This is a genomic window from Frigoribacterium salinisoli, assembly GCF_054781095.1.
Map to the genome: position 1 here is coordinate 273379 of NZ_BAAGVB010000004.1, position 20373 is coordinate 293751.

Annotated in this window: 16 protein-coding genes; 8 read left to right on the forward strand and 8 right to left on the reverse strand. The window is 73.6% G+C overall.

Translation table 11 applies throughout. The annotated features are described in order from the left end of the window. Nucleotides 1–31 precede the first annotated feature (31 nt). The 3 genes from ACYVHQ_RS11250 to ACYVHQ_RS11260 form a co-directional block, all read right to left on the reverse strand. Nucleotides 32–2590, reverse strand: coding sequence for a glycosyltransferase (locus ACYVHQ_RS11250; protein WP_460513037.1), 2559 nt, complete (start codon nt 2588–2590; stop codon nt 32–34). Nucleotides 2591–2674: 84 nt separating this feature from the next. Further along, a complete protein-coding gene (locus tag ACYVHQ_RS11255; protein WP_460513039.1) occupies nt 2675–3535 on the reverse strand; it encodes a glycosyltransferase family 2 protein in 861 nt (286 codons plus the stop codon). After that, on the reverse strand, nt 3532–4644 hold the full coding sequence (locus ACYVHQ_RS11260; protein ID WP_460513041.1) for a glycosyltransferase family 4 protein: 1113 nt from the start codon (nt 4642–4644) through the stop codon (nt 3532–3534). The genes ACYVHQ_RS11255 and ACYVHQ_RS11260 overlap by 4 nt, the downstream gene beginning before the upstream one ends. A 141-nt stretch (nt 4645–4785) precedes the next feature. Between ACYVHQ_RS11260 and ACYVHQ_RS11265 the strand changes: the two genes are divergently transcribed. Continuing rightward, on the forward strand, nt 4786–5619 hold the full coding sequence (locus ACYVHQ_RS11265; protein ID WP_460513043.1) for an ABC transporter permease: 834 nt from the start codon (nt 4786–4788) through the stop codon (nt 5617–5619). Next, nucleotides 5616–6350 (forward strand): ABC transporter ATP-binding protein, encoded by a 735-nt coding sequence (locus tag ACYVHQ_RS11270; protein ID WP_460513045.1) that lies wholly within the window; start codon nt 5616–5618, stop codon nt 6348–6350. Before ACYVHQ_RS11265 ends, ACYVHQ_RS11270 begins: the two co-directional genes overlap by 4 nt. A 43-nt stretch (nt 6351–6393) precedes the next feature. On the opposite strand, the gene ACYVHQ_RS11275 is transcribed toward ACYVHQ_RS11270, so the two are convergent. Next, entirely contained in the window at nt 6394–7344 is a 951-nt protein-coding gene (locus ACYVHQ_RS11275) for a glycosyltransferase family 2 protein (RefSeq protein WP_460513047.1), read from the reverse strand. Nucleotides 7345–7505: 161 nt separating this feature from the next. On the opposite strand from ACYVHQ_RS11275, the gene ACYVHQ_RS11280 reads away from it, so the two are divergent. Together ACYVHQ_RS11280 and ACYVHQ_RS11285 are read left to right on the forward strand one after the other, a co-directional pair. Next, on the forward strand, nt 7506–9329 hold the full coding sequence (locus ACYVHQ_RS11280; protein WP_460513049.1) for a hypothetical protein: 1824 nt from the start codon (nt 7506–7508) through the stop codon (nt 9327–9329). After that, on the forward strand, nt 9326–9961 hold the full coding sequence (locus ACYVHQ_RS11285; protein WP_460513051.1) for a hypothetical protein: 636 nt from the start codon (nt 9326–9328) through the stop codon (nt 9959–9961). Before ACYVHQ_RS11280 ends, ACYVHQ_RS11285 begins: the two co-directional genes overlap by 4 nt. 89 nt (nt 9962–10050) lie before the next feature. Here the strand turns inward: ACYVHQ_RS11285 and ACYVHQ_RS11290 are convergent, their stop codons facing one another. Beyond that, nucleotides 10051–12594, reverse strand: coding sequence for a glycosyltransferase (locus ACYVHQ_RS11290; RefSeq protein WP_460513053.1), 2544 nt, complete (start codon nt 12592–12594; stop codon nt 10051–10053). 135 nt (nt 12595–12729) lie between these two features. Between ACYVHQ_RS11290 and ACYVHQ_RS11295 the strand changes: the two genes are divergently transcribed. Beyond that, nucleotides 12730–13494 carry a polyprenol monophosphomannose synthase gene (locus ACYVHQ_RS11295; RefSeq protein WP_460513055.1) on the forward strand — a complete coding sequence of 255 codons (765 nt, stop codon included), beginning with the start codon at nt 12730–12732 and terminating at the stop codon, nt 13492–13494. 54 nt (nt 13495–13548) lie between these two features. Here the strand turns inward: ACYVHQ_RS11295 and ACYVHQ_RS11300 are convergent, their stop codons facing one another. The 3 genes from ACYVHQ_RS11300 to ACYVHQ_RS11310 are packed head-to-tail and all read right to left on the reverse strand — an operon-like array spanning nt 13549 to nt 17434. Continuing rightward, the gene (locus ACYVHQ_RS11300) at nt 13549–14850 is read right to left on the reverse strand and encodes an exopolysaccharide production protein (RefSeq protein WP_460513056.1); all 1302 of its coding nucleotides are present in this window, start codon (nt 14848–14850) and stop codon (nt 13549–13551) included. Then, a complete protein-coding gene (locus tag ACYVHQ_RS11305) occupies nt 14847–16178 on the reverse strand; it encodes an O-antigen ligase family protein (protein ID WP_460513058.1) in 1332 nt (443 codons plus the stop codon). Before ACYVHQ_RS11305 ends, ACYVHQ_RS11300 begins: the two co-directional genes overlap by 4 nt. A 56-nt stretch (nt 16179–16234) precedes the next feature. Beyond that, complete coding sequence (locus ACYVHQ_RS11310) at nt 16235–17434, reverse strand: acyl-CoA dehydrogenase family protein (protein WP_460513060.1); 1200 nt, start codon at nt 17432–17434, stop codon at nt 16235–16237. 157 nt (nt 17435–17591) lie between these two features. Between ACYVHQ_RS11310 and manA the strand changes: the two genes are divergently transcribed. From manA to ACYVHQ_RS11325, 3 genes are all read left to right on the forward strand, one after another. Further along, nucleotides 17592–18758 carry a mannose-6-phosphate isomerase, class I gene (gene manA, locus ACYVHQ_RS11315; RefSeq protein WP_460513062.1) on the forward strand — a complete coding sequence of 389 codons (1167 nt, stop codon included), beginning with the start codon at nt 17592–17594 and terminating at the stop codon, nt 18756–18758. Between the two features lie 97 nt (nt 18759–18855). Further along, the gene (gene galE / locus ACYVHQ_RS11320; RefSeq protein WP_460513064.1) at nt 18856–19827 is read left to right on the forward strand and encodes a UDP-glucose 4-epimerase GalE; all 972 of its coding nucleotides are present in this window, start codon (nt 18856–18858) and stop codon (nt 19825–19827) included. Between the two features lie 173 nt (nt 19828–20000). Continuing rightward, entirely contained in the window at nt 20001–20327 is a 327-nt protein-coding gene (locus ACYVHQ_RS11325; RefSeq protein ID WP_460513066.1) for a WhiB family transcriptional regulator, read from the forward strand. Nucleotides 20328–20373: the final 46 nt, after the last annotated feature.

The window sequence follows — 20373 nt, forward strand, 5'->3', positions numbered from 1 at the left end:
TCTCTCGGTTCGCGGTCGGTGGTGCGGGGGGTCACGAGGTGCTGGCCCGGCGGCCCAGGACGATCTCCGTGGCGGTGTCGAGCAGCGTGCGCACGTCGTCGTCGACGCTGCCGGTGCGCGCGATCGAGGACTGCGTCGCAGGGCGGCCCGCGGCTCCTGCCGACACCTCGCCCTCGGCCACGATGAAGTCGTACGAGTGCGCCTCGTCCTCCGAGACGCGGGCCGGCGAGGTGGTCGTCCAGAGGAAGCTCACGGCGCCCGGCTGGGGGGCGACGGCGGAGCCGCCCTGGACGGTCACGGTCGCGTCGTCGAGGTAGTCCGTCGACCGGTAGTGGGCGTCGCGCTGGTCGACGACGACCTCCTGCCCGAGGGCCTCGAGCGTCTCGACGACGGCACGGACGAGGTCGCCGTGGTCGGTCGACGAGGCGTCGTGCTCGTCGAAGGCGGAGTCGACCTTGACGGCCCACCGCAGGCAGGGGCGCTCGACGCCGTCGACGTCGCGCACCGTGCGGGGAGGTCGCACCACGACGGGGTGGCTGGTGCGCAGGAGGCGGAAGGCCTGGGGCGTGCCCGCCGTCGTGTGGAGCGCCTCGAGGCCCGCCGCCGCGTAGCGGGGGAGGTCGGAGGCGGGGTAGCGGCCGCGCCAACGGATGTCGAAGAGGCCGCGGTTGAGCACGCTGGCGTTCATGCGACCGACGCTCTTGGACTCGTGGTGGAAGACGGTCGCCTCGAGGACCGTCTCGAAGTGGGCGTCCTCACGGAGCAGGTTGCCGCGGAGGCAGAGGTCGACGTCCTCGAGCCCGTTGCGGAACACGGGGTCGAAGCCGCGCAGCGCCACGACGTCGTCGGCGCGCATCATGAGCGCGGCGGCCGTGACGGCGCTGAACCGGCGCACGCCGGCACGCACCGCGTCGACGCTGGGGTGCCCGGCCAGGAAGTGCCACGGCATGATCCGCTCACCGTTGAAGAAGGTGCCCGCGGTCTGGACCGTGCCGTCCGGGTAGCGCAGGAGCGGCTGCACGCCCACGACCGAGGGGTCGTCGACCAGACGCTGCCGCAGGGCTGCCAGCGCGCCCGGAGCAACGACCGTGTCGTTGTTGAGGAACAGCGCGTACTCGCCCGTCCCGTGCGCGAAGGCGAGGTTGGAACCTGTGGAGAAGTTGTGGTTGCGGGGGGAGCGGACCACGTGCACGCGGGGCTCGTCGTGGTAGAGCGCCGCCAGGATCGACGAGACCGACCGACGGGAGCCGTTGTCGAGCACGACGACCTCGAGGTCGACCTCGTCGGCGTGCTCGAGGAGGGCGGCCACGGCGCGACGCGTCATGGTCCAGTCCTCGTAGGTGGGCATGCAGACCGTGACGCGCCCGGCGACGCGCTCGACGGAGCCCGCGGCGAGGGCGTCCCAGTCGAGGAGGTGCTTGCTCACCACGACCTTCTCCCAGACGCGGGGATCGGTCGTCGAGACGGGGCGCACGGGGCGTTCCGGGTGCTCGTACGTCACGCCCGTGCCCGCACGGAGGCCCCGGCCGACCTCGGCGAGCCGGACGACCAGGTCGAGGTCCTCCGCGCCGCCGAGCTCGGTGTCGAGGCCGCCGACGTCGTCGAGCAGGCGCTTGTCGGCCACGACGGCCGCCAGGGGCGTGTCGATGCCGCGCTCGACGAGGTCGCGGGGCGAGAGGTCGTTGGCCGACCGGACGACGAGGTCCGAGCGGTCCTCCCGGACCTCGGCGGAGAACCAGGCGTACTCGTGGTCGCGGCAGCGCACCACCGCGCGCGAGAGCACGTCGCTGCTCCACCGCGAGCCCGGGACGAGGAAGGCGACCGGCCCCTCGGGGATCCGGTCCAGCGCGGCCTGCAGGGTCGCGGCCGGGGTCCCGTCGGCCCGGACCGTCGAGACGCGGTCGGCGACCCCCGAGGCGGCCACGGCGTCGTCCGCCGTGTCCGTGTCGCCGACGACGACGGCGTGCCACTCGGCGTCGACCTGGCCGGCGAGGTCGGCGAGGCGCTCCCGGAGGTCGGATCGCGTCCCCACGGGGACGACCACGGTGACCCGACGGGCGGCGGCGACGGGGGGATCGAGCCTCCTGGCGCGGGCCGGGGACACCTCGGCGAGGGCGGCCCTCTCCCGGGCGAACGCGCGGGCGTTGTCGCGGACGGCGGCCACGAGGGGTGCGCTCGCGGGGTCCGCCGCTGCTCGGCGCAGCGCGGTCAGGGGTCCGTCGGTGGCGCGCTCCCGGGCGGCGCCGACCGGACCGGGGGCGGCTCCCGGGGCGTCCTCGAGGAGGTAGGCGACGGGCTGCTTCTCGGCCGCCTGGTGCAGTCCCTCGAGCAGCCACTCCGCCTCGAAGAGCGGGTGCGGGGAGAAGTCCTCGCCGGGGCCCCGGGACAGGAGGTGCCGGGCCGCGGCCTCGTCGGACGGGAAGCGGACGCCCGTCTGCAGCTCGTAGTACGAGCGGTCGAGCACGCCGGAGCGCACCAGGCGGCGCACCCAGAGCTCCCGGCGCGCGGGGGCGGCCGCGGGGGTCGCGGCGAGGGCGCGGAGCTGGGAGGTCGCTCGTCCACGGAGCTGGGCGGTGAGGGGGGTGCGCACGATGGGGGGTCTCCGGTCGTCAGATGGGGTCGGGCGCCGAGGCGCGGTCGTCGGTGCGACGCCCTGCGGCGTCGGGGTCGGCCCTCACGGGTCCGATCGGCCGGCCACGAGCCGGGCCCGCACGGTCAGGCCGAGGCGGACGAGCCCGCGCAACGGCGCGGCGAGGGCTCCGGGGTGGCGGGCCGCGACGTAGCGGGCCGCCGAGTCGTGGTGCGCCCGGACCATCGCGGCCCGGCGCAGGGAGGTCGAGTGCGCGCCCGTGTGCACGATGCGGGCCGAGGGCACGTAGCGTCGTCGCCAGCCGACCTCGCTCAGCCGCAGGGAGAGGTCGACGTCCTCGAAGTACATGAAGTAGCCCTCGTCGAAGCCGTCCACCTGGTCGAAGGCGCGCCGACGGAGCAGGAGGCACGCGCCGCTCAGCCAGTCGACGTCGCGCGCCTCGTCGCCGGTGCGGGCCATGAGGTAGGCCTCGCTCCAGGGGTTGCGCGGCCAGATCGCGGCGAACAGGGCGTGCCCGGTCCCGGCGACCAGGGAGGGGAACCGGCGGGCGGAGGGGTACGGCACGCCGCCGGCGTCCGTGATCGCCGGACCGGCCGCGCCGACGTCCGATCGATCGCGGACCTCGTCGAGGAGGGCGTCGACCGATCCCGGCGCGAGGACCGTGTCCGGGTTGGCCACGAGGATCCAGTCGACGTCGCGCCCGTGGCGCTGCGTCGCCGCGTTGACGGCTCCACCGTAGCCGGGGTTGTGCGGGAGGTGGACCAGGTGGAGCTCGGGATGGGCGGCCAGCGCCGCCTGCGGCGCACCGTCCGTCGAGCCGTTGTCGGCGACGACCAGCGTGACGTCGGCCGTGGTGCTCGTCGGCACCGAGGCGAGGAAGGCCTCGAGGTGCTCGCCGGAGTCGTAGGTCACCGTGACGACGAGGACGCGTTCCCGTGCGGTCATGGCGTGCGTCGTCCTCTCGCTCGGGCCCAGGCCTCCTCGTGGACCCCGGCGCACCGGTCCCAGCTGAAGGAGCCGGCACGGGCCCTGGCGCGCGCCCGCAGGGGCGCCGCACCGGGCCGGGAGGCCTCGTCGAGTGTACCCGCGAGGGAGGAGGGGTCGACCTCGGCGTAGAGCACCGCGTCCCCGCCGACCTCGGGGAGGGAGAGCCGTCGGGTGGTGACGACCACGGCGCCGCAGGACATGGCCTCGAGGACGGGCAACCCGAAGCCCTCGCCGAGGCTCGGGTAGGCCACGACGTCGGCGTCGCCGAGGAGCGCCGCCAGCGCCTCGAGGGGGAGGTAGCCCAGCCTGCGGACGTCGAGGTCGGACGAGGCGGCCGCGACCGCCTCGTCGACGGCGTCGTCCCAGCCCCGCGACCCCGCGAGCAGGAGCGCCGGGGCCGGCCCGCCCGCCGCACGACGGGACACGGCCAGCTGCCGCGCCGCCTCGATCAGGGCCGGCACGTTCTTGCGCGGCTCCAGCGTGCCGAGGAAGGCGATCCAGGAGCGGGGGAGGTCCGGCACGGACCGGGCGAGCACGGCGCGGTCCTCGTCCCGGGGCGGGTGGAAGACCGCGGGGTCCACCCCGAGCGGTGCCACGTCGACGGGCGGGAGGGGGTGGCGGACGGAGGTCGCGACCGCGTCGGCGGTCGCGCGGCTGGGGGTGACGACGCCGTCGGCCAGGCGCACGGCGATCCTGGTCCAGGTGCGGAAGAAGCGGGCCTTGACGGGGAGGTGCCACTCGGGCGACGAGAAGAACGTCGCGTCGTGGAGGGTGACGACCCGCGTGCGACGGGACGCCACCGGCAGCGTGTAGTGGGGGGAGTGCACGACGTCGACCCCGAGCCGACGGGCGAGGAGGGGCAGCCCGAGCTGTTCCCAGGCCAGGCGGAGGGCGGTGCGGGAGGTCAGTGCCGGCGCCGCGACGACCTCGGCACCGGGGAGCGCGGCGCGCAGTCCGTCGACGACCGGTGGCTGCGCCACGACGACGAGGTCGACCCGTCCTCGGCTCGCCACGGCCCGGGCGAGGGACAGGACGTAACGGCCGACCCCGCCGAGGTCGGCCGGCACGGCGGTCGCGTCGAGCAGGACGCGCAGGCGGCTGGTCGAGCCCTCCGAGCGGGGCGAGTAAGATGACGTGTCGATCTCCCGAGTCTAGACCAGGTGGTCACGCGGCCCCGGGGCTGCGACCACGTGGCAGAAAGATGTTGCATGACGTATTTCCGGGATCTCTGGACGTCCAGGGAGCTGCTCCTGAACCTGACCATGCGGGAGATCACGGGCCGGTACAAGCGCACGGTGCTCGGTCAGCTGTGGTCCTTGCTGAACCCGCTCGCGTCGATGCTCGTCTACACGGTGGTCTTCGGCATCATCTTCCGCAGCGACCCCGGGCCCGGCGACCCGAGCGGCCTGGACGTCTTCGCCCTCTGGCTGCTCTGCGGGCTCCTGCCGTTCCAGTTCTTCCAGAACGCGGTGAACGGCGGCATGGGGGCGATCTGGGCGAACACGGCCCTCGTCAAGAAGGTCTACTTCCCGCGGACGAACCTCGTCCTCGCGGCGACGTTCTCGGCGGCGTTCAACTGGGGCATCGAGATGCTCATCCTCGTCGTCGCGATCCTCGTCGCCGGGGCCTTCGTGCTGCCGTTCGTGCCCTTGCTCGTCGTCTTCATGGTCCTGTTCGCCCTGCTCGCGACCGGCTTCGGGCTCGTGCTGGCGGTCGTCAACGTCTACTTCCAGGACATGCAGCACATCGTCGGCATCGCCCTGCGACTGCTCATGTACCTGAGCCCCGTCGTCTACCCCCTGAGCTACGTCGCGGACCGCTCCCAGGCCTTCGGGCCCATCGTGGGGAACTGGACGATCCTCGACATCTACCAGCTGAACCCGCTCGAGCGGTTCATCAACGTGTTCCGGCAGCTCCTGTACGACAACCGCCTGCCCGACCTCTCGGACTCCCTCTCGTGCGTGGCCTGGACCGTCGGCGCGCTCGCGGTGGGCGTCCTCGTGTTCCAGAAGAACGAGAAGCGATTGGCGGAGATGCTGTGACCGAACCGGCAGTGGTCGTGGACCACGTCTCGAAGAAGTTCCGCCTCTTCCGTGAGAACAACCGCTCGCTCAAGTCCGTCGCGATGCGCGGGCGCAGCGTGCACGAGGACTTCTGGGCCGTCCGCGACGTCAGCTTCGAGGTGCCCAAGGGCTCGACCTTCGGGCTCATCGGTCGCAACGGGTCCGGCAAGTCGACGTTGCTCAAGACGCTGGCGAAGATCCTCTACCCCGACCGCGGCACCATCACGGCGGACGGCAAGCTCGCCGCCATGCTCGAGGTGGGCAGCGGCTTCCACCCGGAGCTCTCGGGTCGCGAGAACATCTACCTCAACGGGTCGATCCTCGGCATGAGCCGCAAGCAGATCAACGCGCGCCTGGACGAGATCATCGACTTCTCGGAGGTCGGCGAGTTCATCGACCAGCCCGTCAAGAACTACTCGTCCGGCATGTACGTGCGCCTCGGCTTCTCGATCGCGATCACGGTCCGGCCGGACATCCTCGTCGTCGACGAGGTCCTGGCCGTCGGCGACTCCGCCTTCCAGCGCAAGAGCGCGAAGAAGTTCGAGGAGCTCCGTGACGGGGGGCGGACCGTCATCCTCGTCACCCACTCCATGGCGAACATCCGCAACATGTGCGACCACGTGGCCTGGCTCGATCGGGGCGCCCTCGTCCGGGTGGGCGAGGCGGGGCCGATCTCGGCCGAGTACGAGGAGTTCATGCGCGCGCAGTAGCAGCGCCCCCGGGGTCCTCCTCGGGGCGCGTCGTCCCGGGGCGTCAGTCCCGGGAGACGAGCGCCCTGAGGTCCCGTCGGGACACGACGGTGGCGCGTACTTCGCGCCGCCGGAGGCGCAGCTCGCGCGGCAGGGACCGCACCGCGGCCACGGTGCCGCGCCGGACCGCGCCGCGCTGGCCGCCCTGCACGCGCACGGCGCGCACGAGCGCGGAGGCCCAGGCCCGGAGCACGACCTCGAGGGGAGCGTGGCGCGTCGCGACGCGCAGCCTGTTGCGCGTGTTGTGGAACGTGAAGACGTCGCTCTCGGTGCCCGAGCTGAAGGCGTGCCGGTGGACGACCACCGCTCGCGGCTCGTACCGGACGGTGAAGCCCCTGCGGCGCAACCGCCAGCTGAGCTCGGTGTCCTCGTAGTACAGGAACAGCGAGGCGTCGAAGTTGCCGGCCCGGTCGAGGGCGGTGCGCCGGAGGGCTGCCGCGCCGCCGCAGAAGCCGAAGACGTCGCGCGGTGCCGGGGGCCCGTCGTCGCGGGTGAGCCAGCCCCGGTCGCGGCCGTTGCCGGACGGGGTCACCTCGTTGCCCGTCGAGTTCACGAGGGGCACGCCCCGGTCGTCCCGTCCGTCGCAGAGCAGGAGGTGCCCGGTCACCGCGGCGACCTCCGGCGACGCGCCGAGCAGCGAGTCGACGACGATCTGCAGGAAGTCCTCGTCCACGACCGCGTCGTTGTTGACGAGGACCACGACCTCCCCGTGGGAGCGCTCGACGCCGAGGGCGGCGCCGCCGGCGAAGCCCAGGTTGGCGTCCGTCCGGACCACCAGCGACCCCGGTGCCGTCCGCCGCACGACGTCGAGGGAGTCGTCCGTCGACGCGTTGTCGACGACGACGAGGGTGACGTCGTGCTCGCTGCGGGCCGCCGAGGCCACGAGCGACGAGAGGCAGTCGCCGAGGACGGCGGCCCCGTTCCAGTTCACGACGACCACGTCGACGGTGCTCATCCGGTGGCTCCTGCTCTTGCCGTCGCGCGCGGACAGACGGTTATGCTCTTCCGACGGGAGGGCCCGCCACGCCCTTCCCCATCCAACCAGACTCCTGCCCGCCGCCGGCCCGCGCCGTGCCGTCGGTGGGCGTCGACGGACCGAGCGAGGGGACGACCACCATGGACCGTGCGATCGACGAGGACGCCCCCGAGGGCCGCACGGCGTCGAGGCGCCGCGGGGTCCGCCCGGCCCTGGCCGCGCTGCTGGTCGCCTCGCTCCTGGCCACGCTGGTGTCGGTCGTGGTGCCCACCGCGCAGGACTCGGCCCGAGCCGCGGTCGGCAGCGACTTCGATCCCGGCTTCATCATCAGCGATTCCAACTTCTACGACGGCACGGCGCTGTCGGGCGACCGGATCCAGTCGGTCCTGGTCGAGCGGGGCAGTGCGTCCTGCACGGGACCGACCTGCCTGAAGAACATGCGGCTGAACTCGGCCTCGCGTCCGGCCGACGCCGTCTGCCGGGCCTACGGCGGCGGTCGGGGACTGCGCTTCGCCGACGTGCTGGCGCGCGTGTCGGCCGCGTGCGGCATCAACCCGAAGGTCCTCCTCGTGACGCTCGAGAAGGAGCAGTCGCTCGTGACGACGGCGACGACCCCCAGCCAGGCTCGCCTCGACCGTGCCCTGGGGTACGGGTGCCCCGACACGGCGCCGTGCGACCCGGCGTTCCTGGGCCTCGACAGGCAGGTGTACGCCGCGGCGCGGCAGTTCAAGAACTACTCTGTGGCCACGGACTTCTTCACGTGGTTCCCCGTGGGACGAGCGGTGTCCATCTCCTACCAGGCCAACGCCCCGCAGTGCGGGAGCTCGCGGGTCGTCATCCAGAACGCGGCCACGGCGGCCCTCTACTACTACACGCCCTACCAGCCGAACGCCGCGGCCCTCCGCAACCTCTACGGTTCCGGCGACGCCTGCTCGGCCTACGGCAACCGGAACTTCTGGCGGCTGTTCAGCGACTGGTTCGGCAGTCCGGTCGGAGACGTCGACCCGCGCGGGTCGCTCGACTCGGTGGGGGCCGGGGCCGGGCCGGGGACCGTGCGCGTGACGGGCTGGGCCGCGGACCCCGACAGCACCGGGCCGATCCGGGTGCACCTGTACGTCGACGGCTCGCCGACGCAGTCGGTCGTCGCCGACGCGCGCCGCGCCGACGTGGGTCGGCTCTACCCGAGGTGGGGTCCGGACCACGGCTTCGACGCCACGCTCACCGGGCTGAGCGGGGGCCGTCACGAGATCTGTGCCTACGGCATCAACGTCAGCTTCGGCCGCAACGCCCTGCTGGGCTGCAAGACCACGACGGTCCCGGCGGACCCGACGGGCCGCCTCGACCGCGTGACGGCCACCGGTCCGGGATCCCTCTCCCTGACGGGGTGGGCGCTCGACCCGGACACCAGGGCGCCCATCCGGGTCCACGCGTACGTGGACGGTCGGGCGGTCACGTCGCTCGTCGCGGGCGGCTCCCGCCCCGACGTCGAGGCGGTCCACCCGGGCTGGGGGCCCGACCACGGCTACTCGGGCACCATCACGGGGCTCAGCGGAGGACGGCACCAGGTGTGCACCTACGGCATCAACGTCGGAGCCGGCCGCAACGCCCCGCTCGGCTGCCGGACGGTCGTACTGCCGTCCGGGTCGCCCTCGGGGGCCCTCGACACGGTCACGAGCACCGCTCCCGGCGTCGTCACCGCCTCGGGCTGGGCGATCGATCCCGACACGGCGTCCTCCATCGTCGTGCACCTCTACGTCGACGGCCGACCCGTCACGGGGACCCTGGCCGATCGTTCCCGGACCGACGTGGCCCGGGCCCGCCCGGGCTACGGAGCCGCGCACGGTTTCTCGGCCGGCCTCACGGGCGTGAGGGCCGGTGACCATCGCGTCTGCGCCTACGGGATCAACGTCGGCATCGGGTCGAACGCGCAGATCGGCACGTGCCGGACGGTCACGGTCCGATGACCCGTCGATCGTGGATCGTCGTCGGTGCGGTCGTCCTGGTCCTGGTGCTCGCCGGCGTGGGGATCGCGGTCGCGAGGTCGGGCGGCGACGACGCGGCTCGAGGGCCCTCCGGTCCGCCGAGCCCGAGCCCGAGCGTGACGGCGGCCCCCGGGTCCGCCGCGCCGGAGGAGCCGGACGAGGAGCCGACGGCGGGGACCGACCCGACGGGAGGCGAGGAGGAGGACGACGCGTCCGCGTCGCCCGAGGAGCCGGTCGTGCCCGAGGAGCAGCCCGCGACCCCTCCGACGGCGGCCGCGACGGCGGCCCCGGACGGTGCTCCCGCGGCGTCGTTGCGCGAGGTCACGGTGACCGTGCCGAACGCGTCCTACGACCCGTCGACGCATGCGATCGCGGCGGCCGGGATCGTGGACGACGTGGTCGAGACCGGAGGGCGTTGCACGCTCGTGGCGACCTCCGGCGGAGCCCGCGCGACGGCGACGGCGACGGCCCGGGGGGACGCGACGGCCACCTACTGCGGCACCGTCAGCCTCTCGACGGCCGATCTGGCCCCCGGGACCTGGAGCGTCGTCGTCGAGTACCTGTCGGCCACCGCCCGGGGCGCCTCGGCTCCCGTGCCGGTGCAGGTCGGCTGATCACGCCCGGGGCGTCCGTCGCCGGGACGACCCTCGTCGGGACGGGCCCCAGGAGGGCTGTCCCGACGGTGGCGAGACCTCGCCGCGGCTCAGCGGGGCGGCAGGAGGCGTCGCTTGACGCGGCTCGTCACCGCTCCGACCCCGCCGTGGCGGAGGTAGAAGACGGCCCTGCCGACGTCGTGCCGCAACCCGTGACGCTGGGGCGGTCGCGTGGTGATCAGCTTCTTCGACGGCGTCGCGGGTCCCGAGGGGGCGGTGCTGCGCCGAGGTGCAGCGTCGGCGGCCTTGACGGGGTGGCGGCAGAACTCGAGCAGGGGCGCGAGCGCCTTCTCCCACTCGAAGCGCGACCGCGCGGCCTCGACGGCGGCCCGGGCCGAGGCGGCGACGTCGGCGTCGTACAGGACGCTCTCCAGGGCGGCGGAGAGGGCGGGCACGTCGAGCTCGGGCACGGCCGCGCCCAGGCCCTCGCTGGCGACGAGGTCGCCGAACGTGTCGCCCTCGGTGCTGACGATCGGCAGGCCCGTCCAGAGGTAGTCGAGGATCCGGGTGCGGAAGGAGAACGTCGTCTCGACGTGCGTGAAGTGGGTGGAGACGCCCGCGTCGGCCTCGAGGAGGTAGTTCTGCCGGTCCTCGTAGTCGACCCACGAGTCGTTGAGGAAGACGTTGACGTCGAGGACGCCGAGCTCCCGTGCCAGCTCCCGGGTCTCCCGGACGATCGCCATCTCGGGGACGTCCGGGTTGGGGTGCTTGGTCCCCATGAAGAAGAGGCGCACGTCGTCGCGGCGCTGCGCCAGGTCGGCGACCGCGCGGACGAGCGTGCCCGGGTCGAACCAGTTGTAGAGCCCGCCGGCCCAGACGAGGACCTTGTCGTCCTCGCCGATGCCCGGCACGACCCCGCGCAGGGCACGGCGCGTGTGGACGGGCTCGACGGCGGGGAGCCCGAAGGGGGCGATGGCGATGAGGCTGTCGAGGCTCTCGTCGCGCGAGTAGTTCCAGGCGTTGATGCGACCCATGGCGGCGAGCTGGCCGAGCCAGAACATGCGCTGGCGGTCGGACGCGCAGAGGAAGAAGTCGCCGAGGCCGATCTGCTCGTTCAGCGAGTCGGCGGCACCGAGGATCTGGTCGTCCCAGTCGTCGCGCGACTTCTCGCGGCCCTGCTCGAGCTGCTCGAGGTGCATCGGGTCGTAGATGTCGACGACGAGGACCTTCTGCGTCGCGGCGAGCACCTCGAACTGCTGCAGCGCGTAGCCCTGGACGACGACGACGTCCGCCCAGGCCTCGTGGCGGGCCATGGCCGCCGGGAAGTGCGGTGAGACGACCTCGATGTCGAAGGGAGCGTGCATCTCTTCTGCGGAGGTCAGGCTCACCACGCGCACGTCGTGCTCGGCGGAGAGCAGCGTGGCCATGTTCCAGACGCGGATCGCGGGCCCGGCCATCTTCTTGCCGAACGAGTCGCCGGTGACGATGAGGATCCGGCGGCGCGTCGAGCCGTCGCGGTCGGCCTGCTGCTCGTCGCCGGCCGCGGCGAAGGCGCCGGTGAGGACGTCGAAGGCGTTCGTGACGGCGTCGTAGCCGTCGAGGTAGCGGGGGACCTCGGCCAGGGGTGCGTCGGTCGTGCCGAAGAGCGGCGCGAGCGCGCGGTCCTCGACCGTGCGGCGGGCCTGCAGGTCCCGACGGGTCTCGGTCAGCGAGGGCAGGTCGTCCACGAACGCGTCGATGGCGAACACGCCGGCGGCGCTCGTCTTGGGCATCGAGAGGTCGGGCTCGGAGTCGTCGCCGGGCACCCGGAGGTCGAGGACGCCGGAGTCCACGCCCCCGCGGGCGAGGGACCGTCGGACCACGAGGGCGAGGGCCGCGGGCAGGGCCTTCGCCAGGGCCTCCTCGCCGAGGTTCTTGTAGATCGTGTAGAGCGCGTTGCGCTCGAGCAGGTACATCTCGCGGAAGTCGCCGTAGGCCTTCATGGAGGCGTGGTGCTTGTGGTACGCGAGCGAGCGGGGCTGGTACCGCACGCGGTGACCGAGGAGGTTGAGCCGCCACCCGAGGTCGACGTCGTCGTAGAACATGAAGAGGCGCTCGTCGAAGCCGCCCACCTCGAGGAACACGTCGGCGCGGACGAAGAGGGCCGCGCCCGTGCCGAAGAGCACGTCGCGCTCGGCGTCGTGCGAGCCGTCGTCGGGCTGCAGGTAGTGCGGCTTGTGCCCCATGCCGAACCAGCTGACGGCCCCGTCGACGAAGTCGACCTTCTCGCCCTCCCAGTCGAGGACCTTCGAGGCGACGGCCGCGACGGCGCGGTGGGCGTGGAAGGTCTCGACCGCGGCACGGACCCAGTCGCGGTGCGGGCGGGCGTCGTTGTTCAGGAAGGCGACGAACTCGCCGCTCGACTTCGCGACGCCCAGGTTGCTGCCCCCCGTGAACCCGAGGTTCTTGCGGGACCTCACGAGGACCACGTCGGGGTGCGCAGCCCGGATGCGGGCGGCGCTGTCGTCGCCCGATCCGTTCTCGACGACGACGATCTCGAGCCGGTCGGCGGGCCAGTCGACCTGCTGCAGCTCGGAGATGCAGGTGATGGTGTCGTCGGCACCACGGAAGTTGACCAGGACGACGGAGACGACTCCGGGACGGCGATCGGTCACGGTGCACCCTTCGGACGATGACGTGGACGGTCCATGCTAGCGGGGCCCGTCCGGGGCGGCGGGGGCGGCGAGCCCGTCCCGACCGCGGCGCATATAGGCTCGACGGGTCTCCGTCCCCGATCAGCGAGGTCGCCCGTGCTCGATCCCCAAGATGCGGCCTGCCTGGCCATCGTCCCCACCTACAACGAGGCCGAGAACCTCGGCCGCATCGTGGCCCGCGTCCTCGAGGCGGTCCCTACGGCGCACGTGCTCGTCATGGACGACGCCAGCCCGGACGGCACGGGCCGGATCGCCGACGAGCTGGCGGCCGCCGACGAGCGGGTCTCGGTCCAGCACCGCGCGGGCAAGCAGGGCCTGGGGGCCGCGTACGTCGCCGGCTTCCGGTGGGGGCTCGACCGTGGGTACCGCGTCCTGGTCGAGATCGACGCCGACGGGAGCCACCCCGCGGACGTCCTGCCGACCATGCTCCGCGTGCTCGATGGCCCCGCCCGCCCGGGGCTCGTCATCGGGTCGCGCTGGGTGCCGGGCGGCTCGGTCGTCAACTGGCCGCGGCGCCGGGAGTTCCTGAGCCGCGCGGGCAACCTGTACAGCCGGCTCGCGCTCCGCATCAGCGTCCGGGACGCGACGGCGGGGTTCCGTGCCTACCGGGCGGACGTCCTCGCGGCCATGCCCCTGGAGCGGGTCGCCTCGCGCGGGTACTTCTTCCAGGTCGACATGACGCTCCGCACCCTCGACGCCGGTCACGCCATCGTCGAGGTGCCCATCGAGTTCCGTGAGCGCGAGGCCGGGGTGTCGAAGATGAGCGGTGGCATCGTCCGCGAGGCGATGCTCAAGGTGACCGTCTGGGGCGCGCAGCGCGCGTGGCGCCGCCTGCGCGGTCGTCCCGTCCGGGCGGACTGAGCGTTCGGCGCCGTCGGGCGGGGCGACCGTCCGCGTGGCGGGGAGCCCCGGCCCTCAGCCGACCTGCGAGGCGGCGAGCCGTGACCGCCACGACCGCTTGCGGGCGGCGATCGTGGCGCAGGCGACGAAGAGCATCAGCGTGCCCTCGAAGAGCACGAAGCTCTCGGCGAGCGACACGACGCCGATGAGCAGCAGCACGAGGGCCGGCCAGGCGTAGGCGACGATGGGGTGGCCGGAGGCCGTGGTCCAGGAGCGCACGAAGGCCAGCGCCCCGGCGACGACGAGCACGAGCACGCCCGCGAGCCCGAGCTGCAGGGCCACGTCCCAGAACGCGTTGAGGCCGGTCTCGTGCGGTCGGCCCTCCGGGCCGGTGAGCACCACGAACGGGAACACGTCGACGGGCCACTGACCGACCCAGCCCCAGCCCTGGATCTCGTGCACGGAGACCAGCCCGCGCATCCTGGCCCAGAGGTCGGTCCGGGTGGTCACGTCGCCCGTGGCCCCGAGGGCGGCGAACAGGCGGCGGCGACCGGCCCAGGCCAGGAGGGCCCCGACCACGACGAGGCCGGCGAGGACGACCTGGAGGACGTCCCGGCGCGGTCCGGGCGTGCGGCGCAGGGCGGCCAGGGCGACGGCGGCGACGACGAGCACGAGGGTGGCGGCCAGGGCCACCGGGCTGCGCGAGAAGCCGAGGGTCACGACGGCGAGGACGAGGCTGCCCGTGGCGACGGGGCGGGGCACCGAGCGCGTGAGCCACTCGACGGCGAAGGTGACGAGGGCGAGGGCCGCGAGGAACCCGAGGGCGTTGCGGGTGCCCGCGATGCCCTGGATGGGTCCGCCGTAGGCCAGGTCGCCGCGGACGCCGAGGAACGGGAAGGGGGCGTCGACGAGGATCCCGCTGAGCACCTCGATCGCGAGGGAGGCGACGAGGAGGATCCGGAGGGCGTCGCCCGCCGCCCGCACGACCTGCACGAGGTCCCGGCCGAGGGCGAGGTAGAGGCCGAGCAGGCCGAACCCGACGGCGTACGCGGTGCCGCCGATCGAGATCCAGGTGTAGCGGCTCCAGAGCACGCTGAGCGCCATGAGGCCGAACAGCGCCAGGAGCGACACCGGGAGGATCCCGTGCCACTCGATGCGGTGCCGCGCGCCGAAGAGCGAGAGCCCGGCGAGGACCACGAGCGACCCGAGCACGGCGAGCGACCCGGGCCAGCCCATGAGGGCGCGCACGGTGTGGGTCGAGAAGCCGTAGAGGACGATCGCGACGGCGAGCGCCTGGCTGAACTGGCCCCCGGCCGAGAAGCCGATCCAGGCCGACAGGTACCGGCGGGCGGGGTCGCGGCGGGTGCCGTCGGTCACGCCGGCGCCCCGGCGCGGTCCTCGGCGGTGACGGGCCGGTCGTGCTCGGTCCAGCCGAGGTGGTCGCGCCGGGTGACGACGACGAGCACCGTGAGCAGGGCCGCGCCCCACTCCATGATGAGCCGCGACTCGCCGAGGCCGTGCACGAGCAGGGCGGTGGTGAGCAGCAGGGGCAGGAGGTCGAGGGCCGTCCAGCGCGTCGCGCGCTCGGCGTCGAGCATGCGACGGTCGGTGGCCCACCACCAGGCGCGCAGGACGAGGCCGACCAGCAGCAGGGCGAAGAGGGCCAGGCCGAGCCAGCCGAGCTGGAACCACACGTCGAGGTAGGCGTCGTGGGCCTGCAGGTACGAGACGCCGTTGCGGTCGGCCAGGCCGTCGAAGGGCGCCACCCACGGCACCCAGTAGCTGACCCAACCCCAGCCGAGCACGGGGCGCTCGCGGCCCAGGCCGAGCACGGCGGACCAGATGTCGAGCCGGCCGGTGAGGTCGCTGCTGCGGCCGGCGAGGGCGAGCAGCGGTCCGCGGGCGACGAGCGCGGCGGCGGCGGCCGCAGCGGCGGTGACGAGGGCGACGAGCACGATCCGGCCCCGGCGCCCCTCGGGTGCCCGCCGCACGAGCAGGGCGACGAGCAGCACGGCGGCGACGGCGACGCCCACGACGCCGACCGTCGCCGAGCGCGTGAGCGCGAGGGCGAGCACGGCGCTGCCGACGCCCACGACGGCGACCGGGCGCGAGATGCTGCGCGAGGCGGCCTCGCAGGCGGTGACGACGAGCGCGAGCAGCGCGACCACGGCCAGGAGGTTCGCGTTGCCCTGCAGGCCCTGGATCCGCCCGCCCTCGAAGAGCAGGTCGCGCGACCAGTAGAAGGCGTCGGGCACGTCGGGGCCGCAGGAGTAGTAGACGGGGCAGAACGGGCGGCGCACGGCGACGGCGACGACCAGCTCGAAGAGCAGGGAGGCCACGACGAGGGCGCGCAGCGCGCGACCGAGCGCGACGACGATCAGCGGCCAGGGCAGGAGGCTCGCCACGGCGAGCGCGCCGGCGAGCGTCGCGAGGGTGAGGACGAGGCCGAGCGCCGTCGCGCCGGGGTAGGCGGACCACGCGATCGACGCGACGAGCACGACGAGGAGGGCCACGCCCCTCCTGCTGACCGGCCTCAGCGCCGCGCGGTGGCGCCACGCGACGACGGCGGAGACCACGGCGAGGACGCCGCAGACGACCCCCCAGCCGACGAAGCCGGTGGCGTTGCGGAGGACGTCCCCGCCGAAGAGCACCAGGAAGGCGAGCGTCGCGAACGCGGTGCCGCGGCGGTGGTCGTCCGGGATCATGCCCACAGGTTAGCGTCCGTGCCCGCGGGCCCCGCCCGCGGACCCTGCCGGTGGCGTCACACGAAGGCGGCGTGCCCGGTGATGCTCCGGCCGACGATGAGGGTGTTCATCTCGCGCGTGCCCTCGTAGCTGTAGAGCGCCTCGGCGTCGGCGAAGTGCCGGATCACGTCGTTCTCGAGCACGATGCCGTTGCCGCCCATGACCTCGCGGGCCCAGGCGACGGTCTCGCGCATGCGGGCGGTGGTGAAGGCCTTGGCGAGCGAGGCGTGCTCGTCGCGCTGCGTGCCCTCGTCGAGCAGCTGCGAGACCCGCACGACCATGGCGATCGACGCGGTGATGTTGCCGAGGCACTTCACGAGGAGGTCCTGCACGAGCTGGTGGGCCGCGATCGGCTTGCCGAACTGCACGCGCTCCTGGGCGTAGGCGAGCGCCGCCTCGTAGGCGCCGATGGAGTTGCCGACGGCGGCCCAGGCCACGTCGGCGCGCGTCAGGCGGAGGACGGCGGCCGTGGCGCGGAACGAGTCCGCCTGCTGCAGGCGGTCGCGCTCGTGCACCCGCACGCCCGTGAGGGTGATGTCGGCGTTCTGCACGATGCGGAGGCTCTGCTTGTCCTCGATCTTGGTCGCCACGTAGCCGGGGGAGTCCGTGCGCACGAGGAACCCCTTCACCTGGCCGTCCTCGGTGCTCTTGGCCCAGATCACGGTGACGTCGCTGAACGTCGCGTTGCCGATCCAGCGCTTGGCCCCGTCGAGCACCCACTCGTCGCCCTCCCGACGGGCGGTGGTCCGGAGCCCCTGGGCCGAGTCCGACCCGGAGAGCGGCTCGGTGAGCCCGAACGCCCCCACGAGCTCGCCGCTGGCGAGGCGCGGCAGCCACTCGGCGCGCTGCTCGGGCGAGCCCCCGACGGCGACCGAGCCCATGGCGAGCCCGTTCTGCACGCCGACGAAGGTCGCGACGCCGGCGTCGACGCGGGCCAGCTCGAGCGCCACCCAGCCACGGAACACCGACGAGTTCTCGAACGGCCGGGTCTCCTCCCACGGCATGCCGAACAGTCCGAGGTCGGCGAGGCCGCGGACGACCTCGTGCGGGAAGGTCGCGTCGCGCCAGTGCTGCCCCACGACCGGTCGGACCTCGCGGTCGAGGTACTCGCGCAGGTCGGCGAGGAGCGTGCGCTCACGGTCGGTGAGCATCCCCTCGAAGCCGTAGAAGTCGCTGGTCAGGGTCGGTGCGCCCTGCGTGGTCGTCGTGGTGGACATTCCTGCTCCGTCGCGGTCGTGTCGGTGGTCCTGCGGAGCCTAGGCAGCTCGCGGCGGCGCGTCGACGGCGTTGGTAGATTCGTGCACCGGCGCCCGGTGCTCGTCCGGGCCCTTTGTAGAGCGGCCCCAAGCGGGCCCCGCACGTGAGGTCTCGCCCATGTTCCTGCCCATCACCAACACGCCCCGCGACTACGCCTGGGGCTCCCGGTCGGCGATCTCGGACCTCCTGGGCCGGACCCCGACGGGGCGGCCGGAGGCCGAGCTGTGGCTGGGAGCGCACCCGGGCTCGCCGAGCGTCGTCGTCGCCCCGGCCAAGGTGGGCGGCGCCGACACCCTCGCCGACTGGATCGCGGCCGAGCCGGCCCGGGCGCTCGGGCGCGGCCGCGACGAGCTGCCGTTCCTGCTCAAGGTGCTCGCGGCGGACGCCCCGCTGTCGATCCAGGCGCACCCCACCCCCGAGCAGGCGCGCGAGGGCTTCGACCGCGAGGAGGCGGCCGGGGTCCCGCTCGACGCCCCGCACCGCAACTACAAGGACCGCTCGGCCAAGCCCGAGATCATCGTCGCCCTGAGCGACTCGTTCGACGCGCTGAGCGGCGTGCGGCCCGTGGCCGAGATCCTCGCCGACCTCGACCTCGTCGACGCGGGCACGGGGCGCCTCGCCGCGCTCCGCGGCAGCGTCGCGGAGAGCTTGTCGGCCACGCTCACCTGGCTCTTCGACGGGGGCGACGAGTCCCGCGGGGTCGTGGCGTCGGTCGTCGAGCTCGCGGCCGCGGTCCCCGAGCCGACCCCTGGCGTGCGCACCGTGTCGGAGCTCGCCGAGCGGTACCCGGGCGATCCGGGCGTCGTCGTCTCGCTCCTCCTGCACCGCGTCACCCTGGCCCGCGGCGAGGCGCTGTTCCTGCCCGCGGGCAACGCGCACGCCTACCTCGGCGGCGTCGGCATCGAGCTGATGGCGCCGTCCGACAACGTGCTGCGCGGAGGCCTCACCTCGAAGCACGTCGACGTGCCCGAGCTGCTGCGCGTGCTCACCACGGAGCCGGGCCCGGTCCCGCGCCTGGAGCCGGTGGCGGTCGCGCCGGGCGTCGAGCGCTTCGCCCCCGACGGCACGGGCTTCGCCCTGCTGCGGGTCGTGCCGCAGCGGCGCGGGGCGGTCGTCGAGATCGACGGCCCGAGCATCCTGCTCGTGACCGAGGGCGAGCTCGAGGTGACGGGCCAGGACGGCTCCCTGCGCCTCGGCCGAGGGGAGGCCGCCTACGTCACCCCGGACGAGGTGCGGCTCACGGTCCGCGGTGGCGGCACGGCCTTCGTCGCCACGCCCGCCTGACCCGGCCCCGGGTCGCGCAGGTCCGGCGCGGGGCCTCCCGTCCGGCCCTCGGAGCGCCCCGTCGGCCCGGGCGGCACGGCGACGCTAGGGTCGGACCATGTCGTGGTTGGTCACCGGCGGTGCCGGGTACATCGGGTCCCATGTCGTCCGCGAGCTGCGGGGGGCGGGCCTCGAGGCCGTCGTGCTCGACGACCTCTCGAGCGGCGTCGGGTCGTTCGTGCCGGAGGGGGTCCCCTTCGTGCGGGGCTCGATCCTCGACCGAGACCTGGTCGTCGACACGATCGACCGCCACGGCGTCACGGGCGTCGTGCACGTGGCCGGGTACAAGTACGCGGGCGTGTCGGTCCAGCGTCCCCTGCACACGTACGAGCAGAACGTGACGGGCACGGCGCGCCTGCTCGAGGCCATGGCCGACCGCGGCGTCGACCGCGTCGTCTTCTCGTCGAGCGCCGCCGTCTACGGCACGCCCAGCACCCCGACGGTGACCGAGGGCACCGCGAAGTCGCCGGAGTCGCCCTACGGCGAGTCGAAGCTGATCGGCGAGTGGCTGCTCCGCGACCAGGGCGTCGCGTCGGGGCTCCGGCACACGAGCCTGCGCTACTTCAACGTGGTCGGCTCGGGGTCGGACGACCTCTACGACGCGAGCCCGCACAACCTGTTCCCGCTGGTCTTCGACGCCCTGCTCGAGGGCCGCACGCCGCGCATCAACGGCGACGACTACGACACCCCGGACGGCACCTGCGTGCGCGACTACGTGCACGTGTCCGACCTGGCCGTCTCGCACGTCGCGGCGGCCCGTCGGCTCGACGCGGGCGAGCCCGTCGAAGCCGCCTACAACCTCGGGTCAGGAGGCGGCGCCTCGGTCCGCCAGATCATGGACGCGGTCGCGGAGGGCACCGGCATCGCCTTCACGCCCGAGGTGGCGCCGCGCCGCCCGGGCGACCCCGACCGGATCGTCGCCGACGGTGCGCTGGCCGCGCGCGACCTCGACTGGGCGATGCGGCACTCGCTGCTCGACATGGTGACGAGCGCGTGGTCGGCGAGGCAGGCCGCCGCAGGACGCTCCTGACCGTCGGCAGGGCGGGTCGGCCGGATCGTACCCCGACACGCCGAGGCGGGCTCCGCTCCCTGAGGGGGAACAGGGTTTATCGCGCTCGACTTGACGTGCACCGAGTGACACCGGTGTAATTACACCGTCGCGGCCGTGCAGGGCGGTCGCCTGGCGACGAGGGGAGATGTGCTGTGGCTGTTCCTGGGAACCGACCCGGAGTGCCCGACGACTGGCACGTCGACCCGATCGCGCTCGGCGTGCCGGGCGTGCGCCGTGCCGTCGACGTGATCGACGACGAGGACCCCTTGGCCTGGCAGGTGGACTCGCTCTGCGCCCAGACCGACCCGGAGGCCTTCTTCCCCGAGAAGGGCGGCTCCACGCGCGACGCGAAGAAGATCTGCGCCTCCTGCGACGTGCGGGCCCAGTGCCTCGAGTACGCGCTGCGCAACGACGAGCGCTTCGGCATCTGGGGCGGCCTCTCCGAGCGAGAGCGCCGCAAGCTCCGCAAACGAGCCTGAGCACCTCGGCGCGGCGGTCGAGCGACCCCTGCGACGCGACCTAGGC